Here is a 14,190-nt window from a genome sequence, read left to right as displayed (position 1 = left end):
TATAACTCCTGAATAACTCACTAGGATTATTGTGCCATGAAATCCCCGTAAATAAATATCCTCTCCCATGGGGTGATTCCCCCCAGAAAAGCAAAAGACTTAAACCATTGCCCATTGCCTATTGCCCCCTATCTCCCTATTAGCGATTGACAAGAAACGATCAAGGGTTAACAATGGATGGATGACTTTTATGATGTTACTGAAAAACAAGTGTCTTAATATAATTCTTCTTTTGACTTGAGCCATGGGAAAGGAAGATAACAAGCTATATAATATCCTTGCCCTCGAAAGGGTTTAAAATTCTGAGGGGAGAAGGGTTTTTTTTGATGAATTCTACCATGGGCTTGATTTAATTTTCGGTAACTTTATTTTTATCGCTAACTATTATTTTAAATTCTCAACAAATTTCTATTAGAAATGACTAAATTTGTATTTGTCACGGGTGGGGTTGTGTCTAGTATTGGAAAAGGTATTGTGGGGGCGAGTTTGGGGCGTTTGCTCAAATCCCGTAACTATTCTGTATCTATCCTTAAGTTAGATCCCTATATTAACGTAGATCCTGGTACCATGAGTCCCTATCAACATGGGGAGGTTTTTGTTACCGATGATGGGGCAGAAACGGATTTAGATTTGGGACATTATGAACGCTTTACAGATACTTCTAGTTCGAGGTTAAATAGTGTTACCACGGGTTCTATTTACCAATCGGTAATCAATAAGGAAAGAAGGGGTGATTATCAAGGGGCAACGGTGCAGGTAATTCCTCATATTACTAATGAAATTAAGCATCGCATCCATCGAGTAGCTAAAAATAATAGTCCTGATGTGGTAATTACGGAAATTGGTGGCACGGTAGGGGATATTGAATCTTTACCTTTCCTTGAGGCTATTCGTCAGTTTAGGAAGGATGTGGGGCGCGATAATGTTTTATATATGCACGTTACTCTTATTCCTTGGATTACGGCGGCAGGGGAGTTGAAAACTAAACCGACTCAACATTCTGTGAAGGAGTTGCGCTCGTTGGGGATTCAGCCTGATGTGTTGGTTTGTCGGTGCGATCGCACTATACCTAGTAATATAAAGGATAAAATAGCCGAATTTTGTGATGTTTTTCCTGAAGCTGTGATCACCTCCTCCGATGCTAGTAGCATTTATGAAGTGCCTTTAATCCTTGAAAAAGAAGGATTAGCAGAACAAGTATTACAAAGATTGCGTCTGGAAAATCGTACCCCTGATCTCGAAAAATGGGAAAATTTGGTGCAAAAAATGCAGTCTCCTAATCATAAGTTAAAAGTTGCGATCGTTGGTAAATATATTCAACTCAGTGATGCTTATTTATCCGTAGTCGAAGCCCTTATCCATGCAGGAATCCATGAAGAAAGCGAAATTGAGTTATGTTGGGTAGATGCGGAAGACATCGAAACTAATGGTGCGGAGAAATATCTTAGCCATGTTCAAGGAATTTTAGTCCCCGGGGGATTTGGTAATCGGGGGGTAGATGGTAAGGTAAAAGCCATTGAATATGCGAGGGAAAATCGTATTCCCTTCCTCGGTTTGTGTCTGGGGATGCAGTGTAGCGTCATTGAATGGGGTAGAAATATCGCCCACCTAGAGGGGGCAAACAGTGCCGAATTTGACGAAAAAAGCCCCAATCCTGTTATTAATCTTTTACCCGAACAACAGGACGTAATCGACTTAGGTGGTACCATGCGATTAGGGTTGTATCCTTGTCGCCTTGCCCCTGATACCCTTGCTTATTCTTTATACAAAGAGGAGGTAATTTATGAGCGTCATCGTCATCGTTATGAGTTTAACAATGGTTATCGCACTAAATTCCTCGAAACTGGTTACAAAATTAGTGGTACATCCCCCGATGGCCGTTTGGTAGAAATTGTTGAGTTACCTAATCATCCTTTCTTCATTGCTACCCAATTTCATCCTGAGTTTAAGTCTCGCCCCAATCAACCCCATCCGCTATTTTCTGGGTTTGTACAAGCCTGTATAAATAATCTTTAATGGGGTGGTGCTAGAGGACGTAGAAACCTATGTCGGCAAAGGTTTAGGTTGAAATACATTAAAGGTTTAATTATCCATAGAAAGTCCTCCTTTTACTTTTGTGGAAAAAAAATACCTACAGGTAAGGGAGGATATGAGGCGTAATGTTATCAAAAATCAAACAGTTGCCCAATGTTTGGCAAGTCCGAATTATTTTAACTATCGGCGTTTTTGCAGTTTCCATGGCGGCGATTTTTGTGCGACTTTGTCAGCAGGAAGCAGGAGTTAATAATGTTGGTTTTAGTTTGTTTATGGCTTCTTCTCGTTTACTCATCACTGCCATTATTTTTACTCCTACCTACGGCAATTTAAGACACATCAAAACCGATTTTCGCTCTATTTTTATGGCCATGGGGGCGGGAGTATGTCTGGCTTTTCATTTTGCCACTTGGATAACTTCCCTTAGTTTTACTTCGGTGGCTGCTTCTGTAACCATTGTGACGACAAATCCTCTTTGGGTGGGGTTATTGTCTTGGTGGTTGTGGGGGGTTAAGCTAAAGTTTCGTAATTGGTTAGGAATTGCGATCGCCCTTGGGGGTAGTATCATAATAGCCTTGGGTGGTAATGGTGGGGATACAGTGGGTAGTAATCCTTTATTGGGGGCATTCCTTGCGCTTTTGGGTAGCTGGTTTGCTAGTGGTTATATACTTTTGGGCAATCAGGCACAACAACGAGGTTTAAAAATAGGAGAATATGTGGCGATCGCATATCTGACATCCGCTTTATGTTTACTACCCTTACCCATCATTTTTGGCACGGGATATGTAGGTTATTCACCCCAAGTATATGTTTATCTGGTGCTAATGGCGATCGTTTCTCAAGTCATAGGACATACCAGTTTTAATTGGTCATTGCGTCATCTTAGCCCTACCACCGTATCATTAGTTATTTTATTAGAGCCTGTAGGTTCTACTTTTTTAGCCTTTTTACTATTCAAAGAGATTCCCCCTATGGCTGTTTTTTTAGGGGCAATTATCCTCTTAATAGGGGTGATTATATCTGAATTTAAAAGCTCAACATCTAAGGGAAAAAAAGAATTATAACGGATGGATTCTTAATGATTAACCAATTAATACAATGTGAAATATGCCATAGAAAATGAACAAAATTTTAACAATACTTAATTTATTCTCTATTATTTTTCCATTCTCATATTAGAATAAAGAAAAATCATAATAAACATTAAATATTATGCCACAGTTTATAATCACCCTCGTCGTCACGGCAGTATCCATGCTAGTTGCCGAGATACTTTTACCAGGAATATCCATTGATACAACCCTCGCCGCTTTAATCGGTGCTTTTGTTTTTGGTATTATCAATGCCATTATTCGTCCAATCCTTGTGCTTTTTACCCTACCCTTCACCATTCTTACCCTAGGGCTATTTTTATTGATTATTAATGCCATTTGCTTTTCCCTCGTCGGTTATTTTACCCCCGGGTTTGCCGTAGATGGTTTTTTTGATGCTTTATTTGGTTCAATTATTGTATCTTTTGTTAGTGGATTTTTAGATCAGTTTTTCAAAAAAGACGACTAAAAAAATATTTTTATAACTGTTCTAATAAATTATATTAGGCTTCAATTAATAGTATTTAAAAAACAATTAATATTGTTATGTTTTCCCCTGAATCAAAATAATTTAGGGAATAAGTTATAAATATTTCCCATTACCCTAAATGCAACACTTTTTCAGCACCGCCTGATTAGTCTGTATAATAGATAACAAGTATAAAAAAATTAATAAAAACATCAGCACCTGTGACATATTCATCATTTATAGCCTCACAACGGGGGCAGGAATCTGATTCTATCCTAAAATATGATCCAAGGGCGATCGCACGTTATTACAATAATCGTCCTTGGTTAGGGTTATTCCGTAGCCTAAAAATAGTTACCCTGTTTAGCGTTTTTGTCATTCAATTATATTTAGACAAAATTTTTAATCAAGAAGAAAAAAATAAACTAAAAAGAGCCGAAAGACTCCGAAAAATTCTTACCTCCTTGGGAGCTGCCTTCATAAAAGTTGGTCAAGCCCTGTCCACTCGGCCAGACTTAATAAAACCAGACTTTCTCGAAGAATTAATCAAACTACAAGACCAACTTCCCCCATTCGATAACGAAACCGCCTTTGATATAATTGAAAGAGAGCTTGATATGCCCGTGAATCAAGCCTACAAAGAAATTTCCCCCAATCCAGTGGCCGCCGCTAGTTTAGGGCAAGTATATCGAGCCACCCTGCACACAGGGGAAGCAGTGGCAGTCAAAGTACAACGACCAAAACTGCTACCCGTTATCACCCTCGATTTATATTTACTCAGATTGGGTTCAAAATGGATAGCCCCCTTTTTGCCCCTAAATTTAGGTCACGATTTAACCCTCATTGTCGATGAATTTGGAATCAAACTATTTGAAGAAATCGACTACATCAACGAAGGCAGAAACGCTGAAAAATTTGCCGCTAACTTCAGAGATGACGATGATGTAAAAGTTCCTCATATCTACTGGCGTTATACTAGCCACAAAGTATTAACCCTCGAATGGATAAACGGTTGTAAACTAAACGACTTTGATAGCATTCGAGCCGCAGGATTAGACCCTAGTGATATTATCAAAGTAGGCGTTACTTCAGGCTTAAGGCAATTATTAGAACATGGATTTTTCCATGCTGACCCCCATCCAGGTAATCTTTTTGCCATGGCAGATGGTAGAATGGCGTACATAGACTTTGGCATGATGGATCAACTAGATGAACATACCAAAGAAACCATCGCTTCATCTATTGTACAGTTGATTAACGGTGACTATGAAGCCCTTGCCAGGGACTTTGTGGATTTAGGCTTTTTAACCGCTGATACTGATATTACCCCCATTATTCCCGCCTTGGAAAAAGTATTGGGTAATGCCGTGGGACAAAGTGTGGCTGACTTCAACTTTAAAACCATCACCGATGATTTTTCTGAGTTGATGTATGAGTATCCTTTCCGTGTACCAGCGAAATTTGCTCTGATTATTCGCTCTCTTGTTACCCAAGAGGGGTTAGCCCTCAGCCTCAATCCTGATTTTAAAATTGTTGAGGTGTCTTTCCCTTATATTTCCCGTCGTTTATTAACCGAAGAATCCCCCGCCATGCGTCGCCGACTCTTGGAGGTATTATTTAAGGATGATAAATTCCAATGGGAAAGATTAGAGAATATGATTCAAATTGCTAAATCTGACCATAAATTTGACCTTTTGCCCACCGCAGGTTTAGGGTTTCAGTATCTAGTATCGGATGAAGGAGACTATTTACGCCGTCAAATTATCTCTGCTTTGGTAGAAGATGATAGGTTACACACCGAAGAGGTAAGAAGGTTGTGGCAACTGGTACAAGGGGATTTGCAGCCCCGTAAGTTGTTTGATGTCGCTGTAAATGCGGTCAAAAACTTTTCCCTTGATTTAGTTCAAACGGGTTCTAATTAATCCTCTTTTTTATCAAAACAAGGGGTTACAACCCCTTGCCACGAGTTGATATAGAATGTGATACTGACTTTAACTATTATTGTAAATGCATGGGGCAAAGTAGATCCCTTTGGGATTGCTCTTACGACAAAAGAGAATCCGAACGGATAACTCCTGATGGTGGTAAAATAAAAATCGTTTATAGTTGCGCATAATAGCCTATGGTCACTACTCCTATTCAACCATCACAACATCCTTTAGCTGAATATATCCACAAATTTGAGCAAGGAGATGCCCTTTTAAAAGATAATCCTAATAATCTTCTGGAAGTGGTGGGGATTCTTAAATCCTATGGTGTAGTATTAGATAAATATTCTGATAATCTCAACTATATTGCTAAATATCAGTTTTTGGTGCTATTCCCATTTTTTAAATATTTTAACGGGGATGTTTCTTTCTCCAAGTTACTAAAACATTGGTGGCACGATCGCATTAATTACGAATATGCAGAATATTGTATGCGAGGAATGCTCTGGCATGGAGGAGGAAAATTAGATGAGTATGTGGATAGTAAAGAGTTTAAGGTTAATTGCGATCGCGCCATAGAAGCAAAATTAAAAAGTAATCCCTTCATCCTCGGATTAAACAAGATTTTTCCCAATTTTTTACTAGAACAAGCTAAGATGTCGGCATATTACGCCGCCCTAGGACAATTTTGGCGAGTAATGAGCGATATGTTCCTCAGTTTGTCTGATCGTTATGACGCAGGGGAAATAAATTCTATTCCCGATGTGGTACAACACATTTTAGATGGCTTGGTTGCCGATGCCTCTCGCCCCATTACCTTTGAGGTGGACATAAAAGGGGAAATATATACCATCATTCCCGAAGAAGCAGGATTAACTTTTTTGATGGAAACAGCTGTGCCTTACGTAGAGGCGGTTTTCTTTCGTGGATTTCCTTTCTTAGGTACAGTTTCTTACAATGCCCAAGCCAATCAAGTACCCCATGGGCAAGAGGATTTTACCTATGGGGCTTTATATGCTGATCCCTTACCCGTAGGCAGTGCAGGGGTTCCACCCACTTTGTTAATGCAGGATATGCGTCACTATATCCCTGATTATCTCCATAGTTTATATAAAAATTCCTTGCGAGGGGAAGATGACTTGTTAGTTAAAATATGTATTAGTTTCCAAAAGTCTATGTATTGTGTAACCACCGCGGCCTTACAAGGTTTAGCACCCCATCCTTTAGGTACTAAGGATGAGCAAGAAATGTTGGCTAATCGCAAATTTTTGGAGGGTTGGATGAATCGTTTTGTTTCTTCCTGTCTCGTTAATGTTAATACCGATGTTTTAAAACTCTAATATGGATAAACCTTGGATGGGATGAAAGAAACTGGTCTTGATTTTCTGAAGGTTTCCCCTTATTCTGTGCAATAAATTTTAACCCGTGAATTTTCTCAATTTAATTTAAATATGGAACAAAAAACAGCCCAAGTAGGAATCATTATGGGTAGTGATTCTGATTTGCCTACCATGGTAAGTGCGATCGCCATTTGTGAACAATTTGAAGTACCCTGTGAAGTGGAAATAGTATCGGCCCATCGTACCCCCACAAAAATGGTAGAGTACGCCCAAAACGCCCACAAAAGAGGCATCAAAGTAATTATTGCAGGGGCAGGAGGTGCCGCCCATTTACCAGGTATGGTAGCCTCCCTAACTCCTTTACCCGTCATTGGAGTACCCGTACAAACTAGACAACTCAATGGTTTAGACTCCCTTTACTCCATTGTGCAAATGCCCAGAGGGATTCCTGTGGCCACCGTTGCCATTGGCAACGCCCAAAATGCTGGTTTACTAGCCATCAGAATTTTAGCCTCACAACAACCCGCATTATTGGAAAAAGTCCAAGCATATAGTGAGCAGTTAAAGGAAATGGTTGACGGTAAACAAGAGGAGTTGGACAAAATAGGTTATCAAAATTATCTACAAAAGTATTACAAATAATTTAGGCATTGATAGGTTAGGCCATAAATAGCTAGGGTGCGCTAAATAACCATACTCCATTGCTGTTTATTAGCTTGACACTTATTAATCAAACCCTAAGTAATAATAGATAAGAATAATACTTATATATATTTTTCGAAAATGACCACAAATAATTATCAACACACCGACATCGATGATGCCATATCAGTGCCACCAGATTTAAGCATATTTACTATCCTACGACTAGGTTTATTTAATTTGGGGGTAGGCTTAATGGCTGTCTTAACCCTAGCAGTATTAAATCGGGTGATGATTACAGAACTCGCTATCCCGGCAAGTATAGCCGCTGGAACTCTTGCCCTATCTCAACTTGTTGCTCCCATTCGAGTGTGGCTAGGACAACTATCCGACGGCAAAAAACTGTTTGGATTTCACCGCACGGGATATATTCGCACAGGAATCGTCATGGCTGGGGTGACAATCCTGATAGCGGTGCAATTGGTTTGGATACTCGGCACAAACATTGAAGTTAATAATGGTTGGCAATGGAATCCTGTTACCATTGGCACTTCTGTGGGTTTGGGTATCATGTTTATTTTACATGGCATTGCCCTTGGTGCTAGTTCAACCCCTTTTACTGCCCTATTAGTGGATATTTCCGAAGAAGAAAGTCGCTCTAAAATTGTTGCGACCATTTGGTCAATGTTAATGGTGGGTATTGTCATTGGAGGTATTACAGGTAATGTATTTTTGGGAAGCCTAGCGGTGGGGGAAATGGAAGAAAATCCCTTAATTTCTGTGGCAGATTTACAAACTCCCATTAATATGCTTTTCCTTTTAGTTGCTGGGGTGGTAGTGATTCTCGCCTTTGTTGGTACTTGGAATATTGAGAAAAAGTATTCTCGCTTTCATCTACGCGCCAGTAATGAAGCTAGAGAACAAAATATAGGTTTACGTCAAGCTTTGAGGGTACTAACTTCTTCCCGTCAAACAGCTATCTTTTTCTTTTTCTTGATGATGGTGACCACTAGCCTATTTATGCAGGAGTCTGTGTTGGAACCCTATGGGGGAGATGTGTTTGGTATGGGCATCGGGGAAACTACTTTGCTCAACTCTTTTTGGGGGGTTGGAATTTTATTGGGTTATAGTGCCACTGGATTTTTGGTAATACCTCGTATTGGTAAGAAAAATGCCACTAGAATTGGTTGTTTATTGGTGGCTATCTGTTTTGTCTTAATCATTTTTGCTGGATTAACTCAGAATGAATCTATCCTTAAAGGTACGATGGTATTATTTGGTATCGCCGCGGGGATTACCACCATTGGCTCTCTAAGTCTTATGTTGGATTTGACCGTAGCTGAAACTGCTGGAACTTTTGTGGGGGCTTGGGGTTTATCTCAGGCTATGGCACGGGGCATTGCGATCGCCCTTGGGGGATGGGTTTTAGATATTGGTAAATTTATATTTGGCTCAAACCTTTGGCTGGCATACAGTAGCGTCTTTTTCTGTGAAGCCTTGGTGGCGCTTGGGGCGATCTTACTCCTCAATAAAGTAAATATTAAGGAATTTAAAGAATCTACCCGCAAAGCCACAGAATTAGTTATGGAAGGAGATTTAGATTAATTAACCTGAGTTCGGGATAAGCTGAAAGTATTATTTTCTCGTAGTCTGAAAATCCTATAAATTTCCAGAAAAATAAATATAGCTTTAACCCGAATTGAAGTTAACTAGGTTGGGGCTGAACAAACCTAATAAAAACTTACCCATAACAGACTAAAGATTGAGCGATAGGTGTTAAGTGAATTATTCTACGATCAAAACTCCCACCATTCCTTCTTCTCTGTGGTTGCCCACACTACAATAATACTCAAATTCTCCCACTTGATCGGCGGTAAATTGCACTGTACTACACTCATCACCGTCACTAACTTGTTCTGTGGCAACATTTAACTCGTCCACAACCCAGTCATGGGTTCCCCCAGTGCTACAGAAAGTAACCTCTACCATAGAGCCTTGAGGTACAGATAAAGTAGGGTTTGCTTCTTCATCTCCATCAAGAGAAAACTCTCTACCCTCAGCATTCATGGCAACGGAAATAGTAGGCTGAGTATTCAGCATCACATTTTCATCCACAGTGCCATCTCCTGAGACAGCATCATTGGGAACTTCTAATTCAGTCTGACAAGCTGCTAAACCAGTAAGAGCGACAACTGCTAGTAATGATTTTACGATAGTTTTTGCTCTAACCATAGAATTAATTATCCTCCAAAAAAAATATTAAGTTGCGTTTGTATTCTAACGCACACTTTTAAAAGTTGTTTTTCTGAAGATGTAGAGTAATTTTTTTGATGGTTAATCCAAATTTTTAATGATGAAAAGGAATAGTAAAAAAGGGAGCAAATACGAGTAGCATCCAACTTAGTTGATACCAGCGGAAATTACGAAAGCTATCATCATCATTTATTAATGCATCTATTCTCTCATTGAGTCGGAAATTAATAAATGGGCATACCATACTATTATCAAGGGGACTTTTTTCTTTCATGGCTATTTGAGTAACTATTAATAAAGACTCTGCCAATAATAAGAAATCGACGGATTTTGAAGCGGTATTATCTGCTCTCAACTCTCTCAATAGTACTAAGTCTTGCCAAAGAATATCGTTATTTGGCAACCAAAAAGTAATTCTTTTACAATAGGATAAACAGAAAAATATTAAAGGGTCATTGTGTAGTTGATGGGCATTTTCGTGGGCTATTACTGCTTGTAGGTGCTCTTTTGATAATAATTGGATCAACCCTTTACTTAAGACTAGATAGGATTTATTCAAAGATTTTAAAAAGCCTTTTTCCTGGGTTGAAAAACCCATTAATCCAGCATAGGGAAAAGATGTTTCTAGAATTTTAACCTGTTGCCCTAATACTTCTTTTTCTTTAAATTTATCTATTTTTTGAGAAATAAACTTGATTTCTATGGCATAAATTAGTAAGTTAATAATGGCAAATCCTAAACATAGCCACGCTAATATATAACTAATAATGGTTGCCTGAAATCCCCACATTTGTCCTTTATAACCCATGGTGACAATGGCGATACTACTCATTAAAATTAGTAATACAGGGGCAATAAAAAAGAATAATGAATAACTCCAATTTCTCTTGTTTTTAAAAAAGGAAATCTGGCTAATATAACGGATTATATAAGCACATATAATGGCAAGAAAAATTACAAGAAAGTGCATTTAATCCTCCTGTTTCCTTTGTTTGCGAATTTGTTCTAGGCGAGAGGCGATCGCACTTATTTGCTCTACACTGGCTGTATCAAGACTATCTGCAAAGGAAGCTACCAAGTCAGGATTACTAACGGCCAAAAAGCTCTGTAACTGCTCATAGGACTGAATAGCTTGGGCTTGAGAGCGAGAAATTAAAGGAGTCCAACAAAAAGCCCGTCCTTGTTTATGATATTTTAACCAGCCTTTTTTCGTTAAACGATGTAAAACCGTGGTGACAGAAGCATAGGCCAATTCACGATCCGGATCTGCTAAAATGCGATCGTGAATTTCTTTCACTGTCGCTGTTCCTAAATCCCACAAAATCTCTAAAATTTCCTCTTCCAAAAATCCTAGAGAGAGTTTTTGGGGTCGATATTTTGGTAAAAAAGACATGACAAATTAGACTATGAGCAATTAACTTTGACTCCATGGTATCAGTAAACGGAGTAAGCGTTGCGGAAAAAGAGAAGTCGTGAGGGCGAGAAGATGGAGTAATCAAAATTAATTTTTTACACTCCTGTTTTGTGCCTTCATTTTGATTTATTCAGCGCACCCGAACTACTTTATCTCATTACCTAATCAAGGTCTTCATGTTTTTCCATAGGTTGTAAATCTGATTGTTCAGGGGAACAAGGTGCGGGAGTTACCACAGGCTGGTTATCTTCTTCCAATTCTTCCTCATCTATTAAATCAGAAATCTCGTCAATATCTTTATCGGTAATATCAATAACTTCTATATCTTCGTCATCCTCAGTAATCTCAACCTCCGCTAAAAAACGATTAACCGCTAAGATATTTCCCCCCTCAATACTTCTGGTGATAGGATTAGAGCCTCTTACCCTCGCAGAAATATCAAATAGTTGTTCCATAACCTGTTGAGGATTATCATTAGGTTGTAAAGTTAGCAATAATCCATCATTACGGCAACTAATGCCTCTTCCGGGACGGTTTTCTGCCACACAGATAACCTGTTGATTATTCAAGCGTCCGCTGGTGACATAACGTAATGCGCCACGGTCAGAAAATGCTTGAAATCTTTTAGTAATCTCTTGACATCTTCTCACGGGAGACCATCCACGAGGAATTTCTGTTTTCCAGACAATCAAATCAATGCGTCCTCTGGGGGTATCTACCACAGTGGTGGGTGCATCGTTTTTCATGACACAACGATAAAGATTACGATTTTGGGCGATCGCAGGGGAATTTTGTGTTAAAGTGCCGAAACTTAACCCTGATAATATGGTCAAAGCTACTAATTTGTTTTTCATTTTTTTATTCTCTTTTTGTATTTTAAAAATTAAACATAATTATCTTTTTTTCATCATACCTCAGCTATTTATTCAGAAGGAGAATAAACGACATTTTCAATTTCTTGAAAGAGAAGTTTTAATTGAGAGGTTTTACCTAACCGAATTTCATCTCCAATATTAATTTTTTGACGATGAATATGACCACTTTTTACCTGTTTTCCGTTTAAAAAAGTACCGTTAGAACTTCCTGCATCCTCTATGTAATAATTGTCTGAGTCAATGTGAAAGATGAAATGAACCCTAGAGACAATATCACTATGGGGAAGTCCAGAAAAGTCCATATCTACAGAAAAATCTTCGTTATATCTTCCACAATAAAATATTTTTTTGTCTTCAGAAAAAATAAATTGTTTATTAGTATCAGGATTAATTAAAGCAAGACTTTTTTTATTAACTGAGTTAGCAACCCGAACATCAATAACTGTTCGAGGACTAGAGTTATCTTCATCAATGGTAGTGTCTAATTCTGTAGGAATGTTCCAGTTAGCAATAGTGGGTATATCATCTTCACTATCATCAGGTGTTTGGGATAAATTATTTTTTACCTGTATGAGAAAATTATCGCCCGTGTTAATTTCTGTGATACTTTCATCTTCTAAAGATTGAACTATTTGCGCTTCACTAACTATTGAGTCAAAATTGACTTTAAAATTTTGTACAGGGAATTCCATGTGATGACCACAAAAAGTACAAAATTTACTATCATCTTGATTACTATATCCACATTTTGGACAAATAATGGGTGTCATGAACTATTGCCTTAGAATTAAGAAGAATGGGGAAATACAATTGGTTTGGGTATTTTTATTTTAAGAAATTTTGTCTCCTATTATGTTAATTATTGTTATGGGTAAGTTACTAAATTGATTATTTAGTTTGTCTCCTTTTGTTTTTATCATCCAGTCTATTTTTCGGAGGGCAAAGGAGGATTTATTTTGGTTAGACTGTATATTTTGAAATCTTGTTCCTGTGGGGCGATCGCCCCTTTCCTCATTTTTGTTTGACCAGTGAGAAAAATCTGAGGGATAATGTTTTGAAATAACTTGTATTAAACGATAATTAAATTGATGTTCGAGGGGTAAATCAACTAATACTTTTGTGATGTTATTACGCTTAATTATTTGATAAAATATTTTGTTAATTTGCTCTGAAGTTATTTTATTATAAGCATCTTCGATTATAAAGCAAGAATTTACGTCATCTTTTTTTATAATTTTTGAAGTATTGTTAATAGTAAAAATAGCTTTGTCTATACTTGCAGAAATAAGAGCTGTATTACCATCATTATTAACATTAATTTGAGAATAAAATGACTTATCTAGGGAAGAATAAATATCCTGATAAGTTTCAGAACTTTGAATAGGTTTAATTAAATCTAATAATTCTGGGTGACGGGGTAAACCATAATCATTAACCCTGATTTTACCATCAAGAGCCATAACTGCCCCATCTTGGTTAATACCGAGGGGGTTTATCTCAATCATGTCCAAATCTTGTTCGATAAATAGCTGATACATTTTATCGATAATATTACTCACCGCATTGATGGTTTTGCCTTTGAGTCCCATGGTTTTGGCTAAACGACGACCATAAAAAGGGGAATATTCGTCTTCTACGGGGCAACACACAAGGCTAGTTAACAATTCTTCGATGTTGATTCCCCCTTGGGCGGAGCCAAAAATGACGGGTTTTTTGAGTTTATAATCGAGCATAATTGCTAAAAATACTTCCTTTTGAGTGTTGTAGCGACTCTCAGCTAACACTACTTTGGGATATTCTTTTTCGATGGCAAGACTAAAGATAGATTGACAAGCGGCGATCGCATCTATAGTATTACTAACAAACTTGACTCCTCCTAGTTTCGCCCTACCACTGGCCATCACCTGAGACTTTAGTACCACAGGATAAGGAATTTGGAGACTTTTTAATTCACTGGCGCTTGATAATGGTTGGGAAGGTAATACAGGGATACCTACTCTTTGAAATAATTTTTTGGCTTGATATTCTAATAAATCCATTGATGCTGACTTGCAATGACCCAACTACTAATATAATCGAGATTTTAGGTAACGAGGGAATCAATCCCATAAATATTAATAATTTTTTTACTCCCAATCAAAAAC

At 38.0% G+C, this 14,190-nt stretch carries 13 protein-coding genes; 7 read left to right on the top strand and 6 right to left on the bottom strand.

The genetic code is table 11. The annotated features are described in order from the left end of the window. Positions 1 to 417 precede the first annotated feature (417 nt). The 7 genes from A5482_RS12655 (at position 418) to A5482_RS12625 (ending at position 9,109) form a co-directional block, all read left to right on the top strand. Positions 418 to 2,016, top strand: coding sequence for a CTP synthase (locus A5482_RS12655; RefSeq protein WP_069791789.1), 1,599 nt, complete (start codon positions 418 to 420; stop codon positions 2,014 to 2,016). Positions 2,017 to 2,159: 143 nt separating this feature from the next. Continuing rightward, the gene (locus A5482_RS12650; protein WP_069791790.1) at positions 2,160 to 3,098 is read left to right on the top strand and encodes a DMT family transporter; all 939 of its coding nucleotides are present in this window, start codon (positions 2,160 to 2,162) and stop codon (positions 3,096 to 3,098) included. Positions 3,099 to 3,246: 148 nt separating this feature from the next. Continuing rightward, positions 3,247 to 3,594, top strand: coding sequence for a phage holin family protein (locus tag A5482_RS12645; protein ID WP_069791791.1), 348 nt, complete (start codon positions 3,247 to 3,249; stop codon positions 3,592 to 3,594). Positions 3,595 to 3,815: 221 nt separating this feature from the next. Then, entirely contained in the window at positions 3,816 to 5,516 is a 1,701-nt protein-coding gene (locus A5482_RS12640; protein WP_069791792.1) for an ABC1 kinase family protein, read from the top strand. Between the two features lie 200 nt (positions 5,517 to 5,716). Further along, complete coding sequence (locus A5482_RS12635; protein WP_069791793.1) at positions 5,717 to 6,862, top strand: CO2 hydration protein; 1,146 nt, start codon at positions 5,717 to 5,719, stop codon at positions 6,860 to 6,862. A 111-nt stretch (positions 6,863 to 6,973) separates the two neighbouring features. Then, positions 6,974 to 7,504, top strand: a complete 531-nt coding sequence (purE, locus tag A5482_RS12630; protein ID WP_069791794.1) for a 5-(carboxyamino)imidazole ribonucleotide mutase — start codon at positions 6,974 to 6,976, stop codon at positions 7,502 to 7,504. A 141-nt stretch (positions 7,505 to 7,645) separates the two neighbouring features. Beyond that, positions 7,646 to 9,109, top strand: coding sequence for a BCD family MFS transporter (locus A5482_RS12625; protein WP_069791795.1), 1,464 nt, complete (start codon positions 7,646 to 7,648; stop codon positions 9,107 to 9,109). A 180-nt stretch (positions 9,110 to 9,289) separates the two neighbouring features. On the opposite strand, the gene A5482_RS12620 is transcribed toward A5482_RS12625, so the two are convergent. From A5482_RS12620 to A5482_RS12595, 6 genes are all read right to left on the bottom strand, one after another. Further along, positions 9,290 to 9,736 carry a cupredoxin domain-containing protein gene (locus A5482_RS12620; RefSeq protein WP_069791796.1) on the bottom strand — a complete coding sequence of 149 codons (447 nt, stop codon included), beginning with the start codon at positions 9,734 to 9,736 and terminating at the stop codon, positions 9,290 to 9,292. Positions 9,737 to 9,851: 115 nt separating this feature from the next. Continuing rightward, positions 9,852 to 10,589 (bottom strand): M56 family metallopeptidase, encoded by a 738-nt coding sequence (locus A5482_RS12615; RefSeq protein WP_242412022.1) that lies wholly within the window; start codon positions 10,587 to 10,589, stop codon positions 9,852 to 9,854. A gap of 138 nt (positions 10,590 to 10,727) precedes the next feature. Beyond that, a complete protein-coding gene (locus A5482_RS12610; RefSeq protein ID WP_069791798.1) occupies positions 10,728 to 11,150 on the bottom strand; it encodes a BlaI/MecI/CopY family transcriptional regulator in 423 nt (140 codons plus the stop codon). A 182-nt stretch (positions 11,151 to 11,332) separates the two neighbouring features. Next, positions 11,333 to 12,025, bottom strand: a complete 693-nt coding sequence (locus A5482_RS12605) for a COP23 domain-containing protein (RefSeq protein ID WP_069791799.1) — start codon at positions 12,023 to 12,025, stop codon at positions 11,333 to 11,335. Between the two features lie 68 nt (positions 12,026 to 12,093). After that, on the bottom strand, positions 12,094 to 12,816 hold the full coding sequence (locus tag A5482_RS12600; RefSeq protein WP_069791800.1) for an FHA domain-containing protein: 723 nt from the start codon (positions 12,814 to 12,816) through the stop codon (positions 12,094 to 12,096). A gap of 60 nt (positions 12,817 to 12,876) precedes the next feature. Continuing rightward, the gene (locus tag A5482_RS12595) at positions 12,877 to 14,085 is read right to left on the bottom strand and encodes an ATP-grasp domain-containing protein (protein WP_083260493.1); all 1,209 of its coding nucleotides are present in this window, start codon (positions 14,083 to 14,085) and stop codon (positions 12,877 to 12,879) included. Positions 14,086 to 14,190 lie beyond the last annotated feature (105 nt).

It is taken from the genome of Cyanobacterium sp. IPPAS B-1200 (assembly GCF_001747005.2).
Lineage (GTDB): Bacteria > Cyanobacteriota > Cyanobacteriia > Cyanobacteriales > Cyanobacteriaceae > Cyanobacterium.
Note: the sequence above shows the minus strand (reverse complement) of the source record. Positions and strands in the feature narration are given on the sequence as shown.